Genomic DNA, 15,818 nt, shown 5'->3' with positions numbered 1-15,818 from the left:
GTTTAATATAATACTTGTAATTATAATATTTAGAGGTGTTTTAAATGTTAATATATATTTTTAAAATGTTTATTTTTAGTATTCTAGTTTTTTCTATGATATTCATTAATCCTAATGGGTTTTTTAATTTCTTTTTTTAAGTATCCTATATAAAACTTAGATAATTTATTTATGCCCTAATATAAATTATATTAACATGGATATAATTAAAGATATATTAGATGTATCTTACCAACATATATTTCTACAATTTTTATCAGTCTAGGTCAGTTGAATTTAGAATATATTTTTAAAACAATCAATACATCTATATATAATGGCTATTTAGGATATAAATTTTATTTAATAATTATTACTAGTTACTATTGACTTTGAGTTAGTATAGTGGTTTAATATAGTTAATAAGATTTTCCATCCCCTTGAATAGTCATCCTTAAAACATGGAGGATTAAATATGGAAAATAACTTAAATCAAGAAATTTTAGATAAGCTAACAAAAGTCTGTTTATGTAAGGCCATCCCCAGGTCTAAGATAAAAGACGCTATAAGAAAAGGTGCTCGTACACCAGATGAAGTTACAAAGGCTACTGGAGCACGCACCGGTGGCTGTGGTGGTAGACGATGCACCCCTAAAATTCAAGAATTGATAGATGGGTATTTAGACGAACAATGGCATTAATTCCCCTTAATTGTTCATTCGTTATTATTTTTATCTCCCTATCGCACATAAAGTAAAAAAGATTCACTGGAGCGAATTTCTTCAGTGAATCTTTTTGCGCATCTGCCTTTTCTGAACTTAGTGAAGAAATTCTGGCAGGCGATATATTCTTCTTTTTTTATTCTTTAATTTCTGTTACGTTTTAAGTCTGTCACGCATACTTATCCAAAGATATAATTCAATTATAAACTCATAAAGAATAAGAAATTCACTGGAGCGAATTTCTTCAGTGAATCTTTTTGCGCATCATTATTTAGTTTTCTTTTCTAAGCCAACCTGAAACCCCTTTTCCAGCAGCTATAATTGGTTTGTCATCTTTATAAGTTATATTCAGTTTATCTCGAGGCTTTCCATAAACATTTTGCTGTACTATCTCAATATAATCATCTTCAACCTTGCTTACTATAGCTAAATGACCATATTCACCTTTAGTAAATATAATTATATCATTTATTTTGGGTTTATCTCCCTCACCATTTTTAAACTGAGTCAGCATCCTAGTATTATTATTAGCTCCATTTTCTATCTTCTCATCAAAATAATCTTTAGCATTTCCTCCACCAGGTATGCTTATACCTAATTTATCGTAGTAGAATCTATTAATAAACTCTACACATTGCCACTTATATCCGTAAACGTAACCATTTTTATTTTTGTTTATACCATTTTCTTGCGCTCCATCTTTACCATTATTATATATTGGTATACCCTGATACGTATCTACTACTTTGCCAACCTCACTTCCAAACTTGTACATAAGTCCGGTAACTATAGATACTATAACTCCAATTAGTAATACACCTATTATAGTTAATGTCATTATCTTTATTATATTTGCATTTTTTCTCTTATAATACATACAATCCTTTCCAAAGCGCAATCACTTTTACCATTGAAATTCTATTAACGAGTCTTGTAAATTCCAATTGACACAATGTCTAGGATACCCTTTCTTTGTAAGGTCTCCCACTATATAAAGTTTCCTTTTTACGCTACTTATTGAGTTTATTTCTCTTATAGTCTTCAGTATATACTCAACTCTTAAGTTATATATTGATTCTATTTCCTTTAACACTTCTCCCCAACCTAATATTATATAATCTGATTCTTCAATTGCTTTCCTTATTATATCATCATTCTTTATTGTGACTCCATTCGACTCAAAAAGATCATCATTTCCAGTAACAAAGCACTCTCCTCTAGACTTAAGAGAGGTCTCTATACTATTTCTATCGTATTCAATTGTAGTAAATAAATTTACTATATTAACTTTTATTACTGGCCCAAATTCTTCTCTCTTATTATCAATATATTTCAAAACTCTTTGTATTAATTTATCACACTTAAAATCACTACAAGTCTTTGGTGCCCTCCCTATTACAAGTATGCTGTTTACCCCTTTTTTACTTATTGGGAATGTAAGCTTATAGCATCTATCATTATCATAGTCCTCCAATATCTCCATGGAGCTTTTACAAACAAATCTAGGATATTTACTTTTTTGCATCCTCCAAATCCCCTTTTTTATATTTCGTAAAGCTTTATTAATACATATTTATATTTATATGAATATATACCAATAAACGTTAAAAAGCATTTTAATGTTTAAATTTAATTTTCTATAAATAATAAAAGAAGCTATGCATGACTATTTTAATATCATACATAGCTTCTTTTATTCACATTTTACCTAACATATCTTTTACTATATTTACTTGCCTTATAGATAAGCCTAACTGCTCACCAATTCTTCTAGGATCCATACCTTGATGGATTAGTTCCTTTACTTTTTGAAGCATCTCAGAATCAGTTATTACACCTTCAACAGCATTAGAATCTCTTTGGCTCACATCTTTTAAATGTTCTTCAATTTTATCATCAAGATTTAATTCTTTCATCTTATCCCAAACCATATATAAAAACCTCCCAATAATGACTTTAATGTTATTATATCTCGGAAGGACTTTTTTATTCTTTAGGAAACTATAATTCAATTAGATATGTAGATAAGTATGCTTAACAGACTTAAAGCACAATATAAGTTAAAGAATAAAAAAAGAAGAATTCGTCTCCTGTAAGTTTCCTCATACAAATCTAGAAAGGCAGATACACAAAAAAATCACTGAACAAAGTAACTTCAGCGATTTTTTTATTTACAAATTTTTATAACTTTATATTAATAGAAATCTTTACAATTCTTCTTCACTTTGGTCTTCCGACAATCGTTTGATCAACACATATCCTATTACCCCCGGTATTGCAACTGAAATAGCAGCACTTAGCAGTGTCATTCCAGTTATTCCACCTGACACAAATGTATTGATGGCATGCGCCACTCCCAATCCTATAAAAGCATATATAGCTATCTTATTCCACAAAAATACACCTATAATAGCAACTACTGTCATTACACCTAAAACAGTTGCAATTGCCATGGATGTATTGCTAGTAGCAAACTGCTTTGAGAGTTCTGGTGATAATGTTTGATTTAATTTATTTATTGGAAATGTAAATACACTAAATATTGCACCTATAAAATATAACACTAAAATTCCTGTTATTAGACATCCTCTTTCTCTTGAACTTTCCATGTGTTGCACTCCTTACTTAAACCATTTTTATAAACTAAATATTTTTTTTATATCTTCATATTTTTCATGAGTTAACAAAGCATCCTTATCGGTATCTTTTAGTTTCACTATATATGTCCATCTTCCATAAGGATAAATTTTTGAAATTAATGATAGATTTATTATATAAGACTTATGACTTCTAAAAAATTGAGCTTTATCTAATTTCTCTTCGATTTCTGAAAGAGTTGCTGAGGTTATAAAATTATCAGATTTCGTATAGATAACTGTACTATTTTCTTCTCTCTGTACAAGAACAATCTCTTTAGAGTCAATGAAACTAACCCCTTCTTTGCTCTTAATCATAAGTTTCTCTAAGCCCTTTTCATGCTTTATTATCTTATCAATTCCATAACTCGGCGATGGCTCACTTAGATTTTTGATTCTATCCAAAGTCTGATTAAGCCTTTCAATCTTAAAAGGCTTAACTAAGTAATCAAAAGCATATACTTGAAAGGCATCAGACATATATTGCGAATGTGCTGTTGCAAATATGATAATAGTCTTAGGATTAATATCTGATATCTTCCTGGCAAGTTCAATTCCGTTACAATCAGGCATCTCCACATCTAGAAAAACTATTTCCGGTCTCTTCTCTTCAAAAATACTAATGGCAAGTTCTCCTTCTCCAGCTTCACCTATAATTTCAAAACCTTGAACTTTTTCCACTACTTTTCTTATTACTAATCTCATTCCTTTTTCATCATCTACTATTAGCACCTTCATAATTGATCTGCACCTTTCCATATAGATAAAACCACTTCATATTGAAATTCATCCAAATAAATATTCGTATGTTCATCCAAATCTTTATTTGTAGTCTAAGGACTGAAGTAGCTTATCTGCTCAGATGAATATGGATGTACCACTCCAATGTTAAAACTATTTTCTAAACTACTCTGAGTTCCTAGCGGAGTTTTTGAAAATATGAATCCAATAATGAAGTGGTACATCTATAAATATTAAACTCTTCTAAATCCTCTTCTACTTCTCTTACAAACCGGTTTATTTATTATTTCAGAAAGTATTATAGCCTCTTTTAACTTAGAAGGAGTTATTTCCCCGGAAATTCCTGTTATTTGACCTTTTTCCCCTTCTATCGGATTTATATCCACTTCATTAGATTTTAAAATCTCGCCATATGAATCTCTTTGGACAACATTGTTTTCTACATTAGTTTTATTATTTACATCCTGAGAATATTTTGAATCAGCTGCATAACCTTCACTCATACCAGTTGTCACTAATTGCTTATACTTCTTAAAAGAGCTACTTATACCTCTAAAATCTTCGCTGTCAGTTATATTGTCCATAATATCAGATATAATATCCTTTAAATCCAAACCAATCACTCCTTTATGGACTTAATAGAAAATAATAATTTAATTATTGATTTTCTTTATTATTCTTTATCTCTTTTTTCTTTTGGCCTGAATCAGATATCGATGATCTCATTCTTGTATCTGCTATCAAGTTTTGCATATCATAGTAATCCATTATTCCTAGTTTACCTTCTCTAAGTGCTTGAGCCATTGCTCTTGGAACTTCTGATTCAGCTTCAACTACTGTAGCCCTCATTTCTTGTTCTTTTGCTACAGCCATAGCTCTTCTTTCTTCTGCTTTAGCTTGAGCTATATTCTTATCAGCTTCTGCCTGAAGAGTTTGAAGATGTGCACCTATATTTCTTCCTACATCTACATCCGCAATATCTATTGAAAGTATTTCAAATGCAGTACCTGCATCTAATCCTTTATTTAGAACAGTTTGAGAAATAGCATCTGGATTTTCAAGAACTAGCTTATGACTTTCTGATGAACCTACATTAGTTACTATACCTTCACCTACTCTGGCAAGAATTGTAGCCTCACCAGCACCACCAACAAGTCTTTCCAAATTAGTTCTAACAGTAACTCTAGCTTTAACTAATAATTCTATACCATCCTTAGCAACAGCAGAAACATTTGGTGTTTCTATTACTTTAGGGTTAACACTCATCTTAACAGCCTCTAATACATCTCTACCTGCAAGGTCTATTGCTGCAGCCTTCTCAAAGTGAAGATCAATATCAGCTCTATGTGCAGCTATAAGTGCATCTACAACCTTATCTACATTTCCTCCAGCAAGATAATGTGCTTCTAATTGATTTACGTTGATAGTAAGTCCCGCCTTAGTAGCTTTAATAAGAGGTAAAACTATTCTGCTTGGCACAACTCTCCTAAGCCTCATACCTACTAAATTAAATACACTAACCCTTACATTTGCAGCTAGTGATGACACCCATAATCCTAGTGGAACGAAAGTGAAAAATGTTCCAACTACAAAAACAATAATTACAATACTAATAATCATTCTAATCGCAAAAGCGTCTCCCATGATAATCCTCCTTGATATAAATTATTTTATTTTTCTAACAACAAGTCTTGAACCTTGAACTTTAAATATTTCAACCTTAGTATCTTTAGATATATATTCTCCATCTGCGACGACGTCAAATTTAACTCCATCAAAATCAGCTGCTCCCGCAGGTCTTAAATCTGTTATAGTTAATCCAGTTTTATAAAGCAAATAATCTAAGTCATTTGAGCTTATATATCCCTTATTTTTATGCTGTTCTTCAGTCAATATCAGTGGTTTAAAAAGCTTTCCTTTTGTAAATGAGTTTAGTACCACAGCTAATAGTATTCCTAGTATCGCTACTATTCCAACAATCATTATAAGTGCTTCAACAAAGGACCTCACTGTAATGAATACTGCTATTATAAGACATATAGAACCCGCTATACCAGGAAGTCCAAACCCTGGAACAACCATTTCAATTCCTACTAGTATAAAACCTATGATTAAAAGAATAATAGTTAATGCTGAAAATGCTGAAAATAAATCCATTTACTTTCCTCCCTTCATCATCCTTTAATCATATTATACAAACTCTATTTGGATCTTATAATAGAAAGTCCATATAATATACATTTTTACTGCTAAAGTGTCTTTTTATATTGTTATTTTATCTAAGTACTTTTCTCGTCCACTTTAGGAATGGTAAAATAAAATACTGTTCTATCATTATTTGATTCTACTTTTATGTCGCCACCACAGCTGCCTAGTATTTCTTTTACTATAAATAGTCCCATCCCATTACCTTCATTACCTTTGGTAGTAAACCCTTCGCTAAATATAGATGACAAACTATCTTCTGATATCTTGGGTCCATTATTCATTACTGTAAACTTATAATTATTAACAGTCTCAGTAAGTTCTATAAACAAAAACCTGCTACTATCTTTAAGTTGAAGAGCATATATGGAATTATCAACAAGATTTCCTAACACCCTACATATCTCCCATGCCTTTATAGGAAGTCTCTTAAGCTCAGTCTTAACTTCTATCTCCACCGCTATATCTTTTTGTTCAGCCATCTGAAGCTTTGCTTGAAGTAAGGCATTTATAGCTGGTTCTGAAGTTTTAAGTGCCTTACTAAGCTTTATTATGTCTTTGTATACCGGTTCCATATAATTTTTAGCTTCTTCAAATTCACCTAATTCCATGAGCCCGTATATTATTTGTATATGATTTAAATAATCATGCCTTTGTTCCCTAAGAGTCCTATTCAACTGTTCCAAGTTTCTCATAGACTCAACCAATCCACGTTCTCCTCTTCTGAACAGTATGGAATAAAAGCTAAATACCGACACTAAACTGTTCATAGCTATTATTATAGCTATTATGTAGATTTTGGTTGTACTATTTTCTATTATGTTACTCCCTTTATTAAATATAAGGAGAAAAATCATAAGCATAACTTGTATAACATTCATTAAAGCTAAAATTAATAATGTTTTTCCTAGGCTAAATCTAAACTTATTTAACTTCATTATAGGTATACTCAACCCTTCTACACATAATCTTCCTAATAATATCATACCATATTTTTGATTATAATCCAATTTATAGTTTTAATTTTAGAGTTACCCCTCTTTTTACAACCTATACTAAGATGTAAAATATCACTTCTTAAGAAACCTTGTGCTTTAACATTTCTCTTCCCTCTAAGAAACACCAACAAAAATTCCAAAAATATTTATTGTATTAACAATTATATATTTATATCAATTATGTAAAATAAAATATGAATAAAATATATTGTATGTGTTATAATCTTAGAGGATTATATGAAATAACATAACTATATTTCATTATATCAGCAGATTAATAATTAATTGTAACTTCACGGTTACATAAGGAGTGGAAATATGAGTAGTAAGTTTTATTTACATAAAATAGCAAACAAAAAGCTATCAGCTGGACGTCCTTGGATATACATAGATGAAATAAATGAATACGATGGAGATTATGAAAATGGAGATATCGTTGAAGTTTACAATGATAGAAGTGAATTTATAGGAAAAGGTTATATAAATGATAGAAGTAAGATTACTATAAGATTAATGACCAAAGATATAAATGAAGAAATAGATATAAACTTCTTCAGAAAAAGATTAAATACCGCATGGAGTTATAGAGAAAAAGTAATAGATACTTCTAGTTGTAGATTTGTGTTTGGAGAAGCAGATTTTCTTCCTGGACTTACTATAGACAAGTTTGAAGATTATTATGTAATTCAAATATCTACTTTAGGTATGGATAAATATAGAGACCTAATAGTTAATGTTCTTACTGAAGATTTTGGTGCTAAAGGAATCTATGAAAGAAGCGACATAGGTACTAGAGAAATCGAAGGCTTAGAGCAAAAGAAAGGCTTCTTGACTGAGCCATTTGATACAATGGTTCAAATCACAGAAAACGGAGTAAAATACTTAGTTGATTTAGAAAATGGTCAAAAGACTGGTTTCTTCTTAGATCAAAAAGAAAATAGAAAAGCTATTCATAGAATATGCAAGGATGCTGAAGTTCTAGACTGCTTTACTCACACAGGTTCCTTTGCTCTAAATGCAGGAGTAGCAGGTGCTAAGTCAGTTCTAGGAATAGATGTATCTCAGCATGCAGTTGATTTTGCCACAAAGAATTCTGAGCTTAATGGCCTCTCTGATGTAGTTAAATTCGAATGTCATAATGCCTTCGATATACTTCCAAAATGGGCTAAAGAAGACAGAAAGTTTGATGTTGTTATACTTGATCCACCGGCATTTACTAAGTCAAAGAACACAGTTAATGGGGCTAAAAGAGGTTATAAAGAAATCAACCTTAGGGGCTTAAAGATGGTAAGAGAAGGTGGCTTCCTAGTAACTTGTTCATGCTCACATTATATGAGTGAAGAACTTTTAAAGAAAACTATTGAAGAAGCTGCTAGAGATGCAAAAAGACAACTAAGACAAGTAGAATTTAGAACTCAATCTGCAGATCATCCTATACTATGGAGCTCAGATGAAAGCTACTACTTAAAGTTCTTTATATTTCAGGTAATTTAATTATCATATAAAAATACAGCTTTCAGGGCTTATCATCAATCAATAAGCTTTGAAAGCTTATTTTGTAATTTGTAGGATATTACACTTTATAACCTTGCTTATAATATATCTATACCATATAAGATTTGCCTAATAGGATGAAAAAAAGTAAAAAAGAGCTTCACCAATTAATGAAAGCTCTATGATTCTCAACTTATTAAATTGTAATTTCACCATTCTTGTATTCTGGCACTATAGAAAACAAATCTTTCTTTGCACAGTATTGAATGTCAGCTTCTAACTCTAGTGACTTCAATACTTCATAATGCCTAGCATTTTTTATGTAGTCTAATACATTATTGTTGTTTTCATAGATATATCTTGCTGTAAAAGCCACATCAGTAAGCGAGTAATCTCCATTCTCCGAAAGGCATTTTATCATATATCCTGAGCATATAAAATCATCTATAGAAAATCTACCTAAGGTACCTGCATTAACAAAAACCACATCTTTATCTTCTTCCTTTAGCTTTTCTGATATAGCTTTAGCATTTAACATACAACCTATATATATCTTATCGGCTAGAACACAGTTGTTTATGGCTTTAGTTCCGTTTGTAGTTGATAGTATTACAGTTTTGTTTTCTACCTCGTCCCTAGTATATTCTAAAGGAGAGTTAGACATATTAAACCCCTCTATTTTAACGGCTCTTCTTTCACCACCTAAGATGACATTCTCTTTAAGACTCTCAGCTATCTTAAATGACTCTTCAACCGTTAGAACTGGTATTACCCTCTTAGCTCCATTAGCTAAAGCAGTGGTAATTACAGAGGTTGCTCTAAGCATATCAATAACTACAACAGTTTTATTTTCTATAAGTTCTGGTCTTATATCATCAGCAGAAACAATAACATCTACATTCATTAAGCTCTTCTCTCCTTCCAGATAAAGAAAGCTATTATAAATATTGAGGCTTCTTTAAAGTTTCTTATATCATATCCACTATCTTTATATATTTTATCTAATCTATATATAAGAGTATTTCTATGTATATATAACTTTTTAGCCGCTTCACTGATATTAAGCCCGCAATTAGCAAATTCCTCTATGGTACTTATGATTTCAGAATCAAATTTAGAAAACTTATCTTTAAATTTAGCAAACAGCTCTTCCTTCATGTTGTCATTTATATTATAGATTACCTTTTCTAAAATAAGTTTGTCTGAATCATGTACTGTTTCTTTCAAGTCATATTTCTTACTAAGAGTTATATACAATGATGCATCATTAAATGCATTTTTTATATCATCGGCTCCACCACTAAAAGAGCTATAACTGATATAACACTTTGTATATATGTCTGAAAGAATAGAGTCTTTCATACTATTTGCATGCTCTAATTCATCCTCAAAATTTCCTAAAATAACTATATGATCTTTATAAATCATACTAATTATATTTTCATCATCATAGGATTCTTTTATAACATTAAGAGCATCATATCTATTTTTGTTTAAAGATATAAGAAACAGTGTACATCTATTGGATAGAAAGGGCAATGCATTATATAAAGATTCTGAAGAAACACCCTTTCCTTCCAACATATTAATAACAAGTTGTTCTCTCATAGAGAATATTTCTCTATACTTAGTTTCAATAGAATACTTTAGCAGAGGTATGCACATTTCAAAGCTTTTGCTGATTGCAAGCTTAGCCTTTTGTGCTCCAAGCCAAAGCTCTTTTTCTAATAGCAGTGCCCCATCAACTGATATTATTGAATTAAATAATATCGTATTATCATCTAATGAAAGTTTGAACTCCACACCACTATTTTCACTCAATCTAGCAAGATAGTCTTTGAAATTGTACATATTATAGCCCTCCTATAAAACTGTTAATTCTGTTTCCTTATCAAATACGTGTATTTTATCAACTTCTATTGCAAATTTACCTTTATCACCAGTTTCAAGTTTAGTGCTTCCATTTACTCTTATTGTCATGTTGTTTCCGTCTTTTGATACGTAAATGTAACTTTCAGCACCCATTAATTCTGTAACTTCTACTTTTGCTTCTATAATAGCATTTGGATTTCTAGCAATAAAGTCTGCGTCATCATCAATATGTTCTGGTCTTATACCCATTATAACATCTTTTCCCACATAATTGTTCTTTTTTAACACTGATGATTGTTGGTCGTTAAGAACTATCTTCTCTGTTCCTACAGTAAGAGCTACTTTTCCTTGCTCTTCTGAAACCTTAGCATCTAAGAAGTTCATTTGTGGAGACCCGATGAATCCTGCAACAAATATGTTTGCTGGGTGATCATACACTTCTTGAGGACTTGCAACTTGTTGAACTAGTCCATCTCTCATAACAACTATTCTTGTACCCATAGTCATAGCTTCTGTTTGGTCATGAGTAACATATACAAATGTAGTTTGAAGTCTCTTGTGTAACTTAGATATTTCAGTTCTCATTTGAACTCTTAACTTAGCATCTAAGTTTGAAAGAGGTTCGTCCATTAAGAATACCTTAGGTTCTCTAACTATTGCTCTACCTAATGCAACTCTTTGTCTTTGTCCACCTGAAAGTGCTTTTGGTTTTCTATCTAATAAATGCTCTATGTCAAGGCTCTTAGCAGCTTCTCTTACTTTCTTATCTATTTCAGCTTTATCTACTTTTCTTAATTTTAGTCCGAAGGCCATATTATCATATACAGTCATATGTGGATACAATGCATAGCTTTGGAAAACCATTGCTATATCTCGGTCTTTTGGTGCAACATCATTAACGATTTTGTCTCCGATCCAAAGTTCTCCGTCTGATATTTCCTCAAGACCTGCTATCATTCTTAAAGTGGTTGATTTACCGCAACCTGATGGTCCTACAAATACTATAAATTCCTTATCTTCAATCTCAAGATTAAAATCTTTTACTGCAGTGACATCCCCTTGATATACTTTGTATATATGTTTCAATGATAAATTTGCCATTTGTACTCCTCCTTGTATTTTATACTCTAATTGTAAGCGTTTAATCACACTTATTCCATACGAGGAAATTACAAAATTAATTTTAGCTATTTGTAGTAAAGTACAAACCCTGGTAATAATGATTTCGATTCATAGTATTATCTATTTCATTCAATATTTCCCATTTTCTCAAACTCCACATCGGTCCGATTAATGAATCTCTTGGTGCATCCCCTGTTAATCTATGAATAACCATATCTTCAGGAAGCATAGTAATTGATTTGCATATAATATCGATATATTGCTCTTGAGAAAGAAATTTCAGTTTATCTTGTTCATATAATCTTACTAGTGGCGTTTCTTTAAGCAAGTGCAGCAAATGAAACTTTACCCCACTTACTCCACTATGAGCAATATAATCAACAGTTTTAAACATATCTTGCTCCGTCTCACCTGGCAGCCCAAATATACAATGTACAACTATATCAATTGATCTTTGCTTCAATCTCTTAATAGCTTGTTCAAACACATCAAGCTTATACCCTCTGTTTATCAGCTTTGCAGTATCATCATTAACAGTTTGAAGTCCAAGTTCTACCCAAAGATATACCTTTTTGCTTATTTCCTCTAATAAATCTAGAACTTGTTCATCTAAGCAATCAGGTCTAGTGGCAATGGCTATACCCACAACATCCTCTTGCCTCAAAGCTTCTTCGTACTTTTCTCTAAGAACTTCGATTGGTGCATAGGTATTTGTGTATGCTTGAAAATAAGCTATGTATTTTCCATTCTTCCACTTTTTTTGCATCATATTTTTTATATCATTAAATTGAGATGTTATAGAGAAGCATCTGTCTCCTGCAAAATCTCCTGATCCTCTTTCACTACAAAACAGACAACCGCCCTTACTTATAGTTCCATCCCTATTAGGGCAGGTAAACCCCGCATCTAAAGATATCTTAAATATCTTTTCCCCAAACCTCTCTCTTAGAAAGTAATTTAAACTATGGTAAGGTTTATTCCCCCACATTTTCTTTTGTTCCATATAATCAACCTTTCATAAAAAACAAATAATTTATATCTTCTTATATTCTACCCCTTACAAGGCTTCAACATCAATTGTTTATTTATACCTACAAAAAACTACATGCTCTATCTTTTAAGGCAATTATAAATCAAAAACTATTAGAACAATTCAGAATAGACCTAACCTTAGTTATTTATGGATGTACCACTTCGTAATAAAACTTATTATTTTTAAATTCTCTCGCCAGAAGCCGTGAGAGTTTTAAAAATAGATTTCGGTTCGAAGTGGTACATCTATAGTTATGCATGCTAAAAGTAATATATAGTTTTCAACATGCATAACTTAAGCTTTCATAATTTTACCTATGTTAATGAGCAAAAGTAATGTTATACAAAAGTTTCTAGACCTTATCTATCTTTAATTCCTTAAAATCAAGTTTATACATACCTAATACATCCTGCCTTACATCAGTTCTTCCACTTACACCTTTTACTTCAAAAAACATTTCAGTTTTAGTAAACTTAGAAAATACAAGCTCATATTTATCTGTTGGAAATATCTTATCAAACTCAGCTTCAAGCATACTTCCGCTAGCCACACTATAAGCTTTCAGTCTATTGGCCACGTTATTTTCTAAATATTGAACTGCCATATAATTCTCATCTTGAGAAAACATAATCTTTTGGACTATTCCATTATCATAAATATCAACAGCTTTAACTTTCTTAGCTAACGGCTTTTTATCAGAGTCTTCCTGTTGTTTTTGATCTTGCCCTTCACCACCGCCACTACTACCGCCGCTTTGTGATGATGCTGTTGGTACCGCATCTTCTACTTCTAATACCCCAACAAAAGATCTATTTCCATCCTTTGTAGATATACCCATACGTTGACCTGATATAGTGAAGTTAATAGCAGTAAATTCTTTAGCTGGTATTTCCTTTTTTAATATGTTAGCTTCGTTTGTTTTTGGGTACATATCTTTAGGTAAATCTTTCATAGAAATGACTAGTTTAGCTTTTGGCTCATCCTTAGCCTTTAACTTAATACTTTCTCCTTCAACAAAGGCTTCTACAAGAGTTTCAGCTTTGACTTCATCTATTTCATATACATCACCTTGCTGCTTAGATACCTTAATTGAAAATGTATCTATATCTGCTCTAGGAACTCCTTGCTTTAATCTATTTACTTTAGCTTTTATAATTGCGCTTTTACCCGATTGATTTATCTCACTTACCGAAAAATCTACTACAGATAAATCTGTATCTTGAAGTTCCTGTGTTTTATTGGCAAGCTTTGAGCTACATAACTTTCTAGCATTCTCATAATCATTTCTAGAAAGATACTTCATATAATTTTCTGCAACTCTTATAGCTTGCTTTTCATTAACTAGACTATCTGAACTAGATCCACTTGAAGAAGAACTACTTTTTTTGCATCCAACAAATATGGTTGCTATAACTAATATACATACTACAAACAACCTTCTTTTTTTCATAACTTCCACTCCTTATTATTTATATGGATGTACCAATTCGTATTAAAATAGATTTCGGACCGAAGTGGTTCATCCTTAACTAAAACTAACCCTTTCCAACATCTTAAAATAAGCTTTTAAATATTCTTAATATCACCATAAATATCTATGTATCTCATTTATTCATACATATATGTGACTATATATAAAATAGCTTTTCCATTTAAGTAAAAACTATTATATAAATATTCTTCTACCTTTTATGAATAAATAGTGGACAATCTCTATATATTTATTATGAATAATATACATGGAGGGATATCGTGAGAAAGGAAGCCTTAAAGGTTTTTCAGGTAGCTGCAGTATTTATAGGCACAATCGTAGGAGCTGGATTAGCTTCTGGAAAAGAGATAACACAATTTTTCACATCTTATGGATATAAAAGTTTCATAGGCATTATTTTTTGTGGACTATTCTACATAGCTATGTGTTCCATAATTGCTAAAATCAGTATTAAATTTAATTTAAATTCGTATGGGGAAGTCATAAATGTAGTAAGCCCTAATTTTCTAGGTAAAATAACTGGTGTAATAACTACACTTTATCTGATTTCTTCTGCTTCTATAATCTTGGCAGGTAGTGGAGCGTTGTTGCACCAATTTTTCGGCATACCAAAAATTTTAGGTACTTTAATAATGGCTACAGCCGCTTTATTAGCTTTGACTAGAGAAACCTCTGGATTAATAGAAGTAAACTCCTTTATAGTACCTTCATTAATATTAGTTATATCAACTATACTAATCCTATATCTAGTGTTCTATAAAGATGTAGTTACTATACCTCACCTTAAAAGTCTTGGTGCTCAAAAAAACAACTGGTGGTTATCAACTATCCTTTACTCTGGCTATAATATCTTGTGCTGCTCAGGCGTCCTCGTACCTTTAAGTACAGAAATGAAGAAAACAAAAACCATGATACTAGGAATTTCCTTGGGTGCAATAGGCTTAACTCTATTATGTATGGCTATAAACCTTATGCTAATGCTGAATCAACCATATATATATCAGTACGAAATACCATTATTATATATAACCAATAGATTTGGTAGAGCACTGCAGATAGTTCTCCTAAGTATAATATGGTTAGAGATGTTTTCTACTGAAGTATCTGACGTATTTTCAATTTCAAAGACTATAGATAAAGTTCTTAAGATTAAATATGATACTGCTATATTTGTTGTTATTGGACTAGCTATATTAGTTTCTCAGGTAGGCTTCACCAACTTAATATCTACTTTATATCCTATGTTTGGTGTATTAAGCCTAATTTTTATAAGTCAATGCATTTACTTTTATGTTCGAAAAATGAGATAAACTTCAACTTATAAAACCAGTAGATTTTAAAAATCCACTGGTTTCCTTTTACCCTTAATTATGAATTACATCTAAAAATTCTTATATATCGTTATACTCAAATAAATTCAAACAAACCTTCTATATTAAAGAATGATAAAAATTATTATCTATGATATTATTTAGACATAATCTTTTAATAACATTATTTTTAGACTTTACTAAGCTTAAGAATA

General features: G+C 31.0%; 17 protein-coding genes. 3 read left to right on the top strand and 14 right to left on the bottom strand.

The window, feature by feature from the left end; all coding sequences use genetic code 11:
• The first annotated feature begins 454 nt into the window (after positions 1 to 454).
• Positions 455 to 679, top strand: a complete 225-nt coding sequence (locus tag OCU55_RS14280; RefSeq protein ID WP_183279367.1) for a (2Fe-2S)-binding protein — start codon at positions 455 to 457, stop codon at positions 677 to 679.
• 292 nt (positions 680 to 971) lie between these two features.
• Here the strand turns inward: OCU55_RS14280 and OCU55_RS14275 are convergent, their stop codons facing one another.
• From OCU55_RS14275 to OCU55_RS14235, 9 genes are all read right to left on the bottom strand, one after another.
• Positions 972 to 1,577 (bottom strand): CHAP domain-containing protein, encoded by a 606-nt coding sequence (locus OCU55_RS14275; protein ID WP_261852980.1) that lies wholly within the window; start codon positions 1,575 to 1,577, stop codon positions 972 to 974.
• 27 nt (positions 1,578 to 1,604) lie between these two features.
• Positions 1,605 to 2,225, bottom strand: coding sequence for a DUF1643 domain-containing protein (locus tag OCU55_RS14270; protein ID WP_261852979.1), 621 nt, complete (start codon positions 2,223 to 2,225; stop codon positions 1,605 to 1,607).
• Between the two features lie 172 nt (positions 2,226 to 2,397).
• Positions 2,398 to 2,631: a hypothetical protein gene (locus OCU55_RS14265; RefSeq protein WP_261852978.1), complete on the bottom strand. Its 234-nt coding sequence runs from the start codon at positions 2,629 to 2,631 to the stop codon at positions 2,398 to 2,400.
• A 276-nt stretch (positions 2,632 to 2,907) separates the two neighbouring features.
• Positions 2,908 to 3,309, bottom strand: coding sequence for a hypothetical protein (locus OCU55_RS14260; protein ID WP_261852977.1), 402 nt, complete (start codon positions 3,307 to 3,309; stop codon positions 2,908 to 2,910).
• Between the two features lie 27 nt (positions 3,310 to 3,336).
• Positions 3,337 to 4,095 (bottom strand): LytR/AlgR family response regulator transcription factor, encoded by a 759-nt coding sequence (locus OCU55_RS14255; protein WP_261852976.1) that lies wholly within the window; start codon positions 4,093 to 4,095, stop codon positions 3,337 to 3,339.
• A 215-nt stretch (positions 4,096 to 4,310) separates the two neighbouring features.
• Positions 4,311 to 4,691, bottom strand: a complete 381-nt coding sequence (locus OCU55_RS14250) for a hypothetical protein (RefSeq protein WP_261852975.1) — start codon at positions 4,689 to 4,691, stop codon at positions 4,311 to 4,313.
• 43 nt (positions 4,692 to 4,734) lie between these two features.
• Positions 4,735 to 5,697 (bottom strand): flotillin-like protein FloA, encoded by a 963-nt coding sequence (gene floA / locus OCU55_RS14245; protein ID WP_261853085.1) that lies wholly within the window; start codon positions 5,695 to 5,697, stop codon positions 4,735 to 4,737.
• A gap of 45 nt (positions 5,698 to 5,742) precedes the next feature.
• Positions 5,743 to 6,234, bottom strand: coding sequence for an NfeD family protein (locus OCU55_RS14240; RefSeq protein ID WP_183279374.1), 492 nt, complete (start codon positions 6,232 to 6,234; stop codon positions 5,743 to 5,745).
• 122 nt (positions 6,235 to 6,356) lie between these two features.
• On the bottom strand, positions 6,357 to 7,220 hold the full coding sequence (locus OCU55_RS14235) for a sensor histidine kinase (protein WP_261852974.1): 864 nt from the start codon (positions 7,218 to 7,220) through the stop codon (positions 6,357 to 6,359).
• A gap of 378 nt (positions 7,221 to 7,598) precedes the next feature.
• Here OCU55_RS14235 and OCU55_RS14230 point away from each other — a divergent pair, with 378 nt between their 5' ends.
• Positions 7,599 to 8,774: a class I SAM-dependent rRNA methyltransferase gene (locus OCU55_RS14230; protein WP_261852973.1), complete on the top strand. Its 1,176-nt coding sequence runs from the start codon at positions 7,599 to 7,601 to the stop codon at positions 8,772 to 8,774.
• A 196-nt stretch (positions 8,775 to 8,970) separates the two neighbouring features.
• Here the strand turns inward: OCU55_RS14230 and OCU55_RS14225 are convergent, their stop codons facing one another.
• The 5 genes from OCU55_RS14225 to OCU55_RS14205 form a co-directional block, all read right to left on the bottom strand.
• Complete coding sequence (locus OCU55_RS14225; protein ID WP_261852972.1) at positions 8,971 to 9,678, bottom strand: 2-phosphosulfolactate phosphatase family protein; 708 nt, start codon at positions 9,676 to 9,678, stop codon at positions 8,971 to 8,973.
• Positions 9,678 to 10,625 carry a PucR family transcriptional regulator gene (locus OCU55_RS14220; RefSeq protein ID WP_261852971.1) on the bottom strand — a complete coding sequence of 316 codons (948 nt, stop codon included), beginning with the start codon at positions 10,623 to 10,625 and terminating at the stop codon, positions 9,678 to 9,680. The genes OCU55_RS14225 and OCU55_RS14220 overlap by 1 nt, the downstream gene beginning before the upstream one ends.
• Before the next feature lie 12 nt (positions 10,626 to 10,637).
• The gene (locus OCU55_RS14215; protein WP_261852970.1) at positions 10,638 to 11,747 is read right to left on the bottom strand and encodes an ABC transporter ATP-binding protein; all 1,110 of its coding nucleotides are present in this window, start codon (positions 11,745 to 11,747) and stop codon (positions 10,638 to 10,640) included.
• A gap of 82 nt (positions 11,748 to 11,829) precedes the next feature.
• The gene (mnmL, locus tag OCU55_RS14210; protein ID WP_261852969.1) at positions 11,830 to 12,771 is read right to left on the bottom strand and encodes a tRNA modification radical SAM protein MnmL/YtqA; all 942 of its coding nucleotides are present in this window, start codon (positions 12,769 to 12,771) and stop codon (positions 11,830 to 11,832) included.
• A gap of 382 nt (positions 12,772 to 13,153) precedes the next feature.
• The gene (locus OCU55_RS14205) at positions 13,154 to 14,251 is read right to left on the bottom strand and encodes a hypothetical protein (RefSeq protein ID WP_261852968.1); all 1,098 of its coding nucleotides are present in this window, start codon (positions 14,249 to 14,251) and stop codon (positions 13,154 to 13,156) included.
• Between the two features lie 302 nt (positions 14,252 to 14,553).
• On the opposite strand from OCU55_RS14205, the gene OCU55_RS14200 reads away from it, so the two are divergent.
• Positions 14,554 to 15,603, top strand: coding sequence for a YkvI family membrane protein (locus OCU55_RS14200; protein ID WP_261852967.1), 1,050 nt, complete (start codon positions 14,554 to 14,556; stop codon positions 15,601 to 15,603).
• Positions 15,604 to 15,818 lie beyond the last annotated feature (215 nt).

Origin of the sequence: Clostridium folliculivorans, from assembly GCF_024341905.1 — a bacterium.
In the GTDB taxonomy this organism is placed as follows: domain Bacteria; phylum Bacillota; class Clostridia; order Clostridiales; family Clostridiaceae; genus Clostridium_AR; species Clostridium_AR folliculivorans.
The sequence above is the reverse complement of the archived record's forward strand: the minus strand, read 5'-3'. Positions and strand labels throughout refer to the sequence as shown.

Excerpts from the sequence above, each read along its gene's own strand:
- mnmL (WP_261852969.1), bottom strand. The coding sequence starts at position 12,771 with ATGGAACAAAAGAAAATGTGGGGGAATAAACCTTACCATAGTTTAAAT.
- OCU55_RS14205 (WP_261852968.1), bottom strand. The coding sequence starts at position 14,251 with ATGAAAAAAAGAAGGTTGTTTGTAGTATGTATATTAGTTATAGCAACC.
- OCU55_RS14280 (WP_183279367.1), top strand. The coding sequence starts at position 455 with ATGGAAAATAACTTAAATCAAGAAATTTTAGATAAGCTAACAAAAGTC.
- floA (WP_261853085.1), bottom strand. The coding sequence starts at position 5,697 with ATGATTATTAGTATTGTAATTATTGTTTTTGTAGTTGGAACATTTTTC.
- OCU55_RS14255 (WP_261852976.1), bottom strand. The coding sequence starts at position 4,095 with ATGGAAAGGTGCAGATCAATTATGAAGGTGCTAATAGTAGATGATGAA.
- OCU55_RS14265 (WP_261852978.1), bottom strand. The coding sequence starts at position 2,631 with ATGGTTTGGGATAAGATGAAAGAATTAAATCTTGATGATAAAATTGAA.
- OCU55_RS14270 (WP_261852979.1), bottom strand. The coding sequence starts at position 2,225 with ATGCAAAAAAGTAAATATCCTAGATTTGTTTGTAAAAGCTCCATGGAG.
- OCU55_RS14215 (WP_261852970.1), bottom strand. The coding sequence starts at position 11,747 with ATGGCAAATTTATCATTGAAACATATATACAAAGTATATCAAGGGGAT.
- OCU55_RS14275 (WP_261852980.1), bottom strand. The coding sequence starts at position 1,577 with ATGTATTATAAGAGAAAAAATGCAAATATAATAAAGATAATGACATTA.
- OCU55_RS14220 (WP_261852971.1), bottom strand. The coding sequence starts at position 10,625 with ATGTACAATTTCAAAGACTATCTTGCTAGATTGAGTGAAAATAGTGGT.
- OCU55_RS14230 (WP_261852973.1), top strand. The coding sequence starts at position 7,599 with ATGAGTAGTAAGTTTTATTTACATAAAATAGCAAACAAAAAGCTATCA.
- OCU55_RS14235 (WP_261852974.1), bottom strand. The coding sequence starts at position 7,220 with ATGAAGTTAAATAAGTTTAGATTTAGCCTAGGAAAAACATTATTAATT.
- OCU55_RS14225 (WP_261852972.1), bottom strand. The coding sequence starts at position 9,678 with ATGAATGTAGATGTTATTGTTTCTGCTGATGATATAAGACCAGAACTT.
- OCU55_RS14240 (WP_183279374.1), bottom strand. The coding sequence starts at position 6,234 with ATGGATTTATTTTCAGCATTTTCAGCATTAACTATTATTCTTTTAATC.
- OCU55_RS14260 (WP_261852977.1), bottom strand. The coding sequence starts at position 3,309 with ATGGAAAGTTCAAGAGAAAGAGGATGTCTAATAACAGGAATTTTAGTG.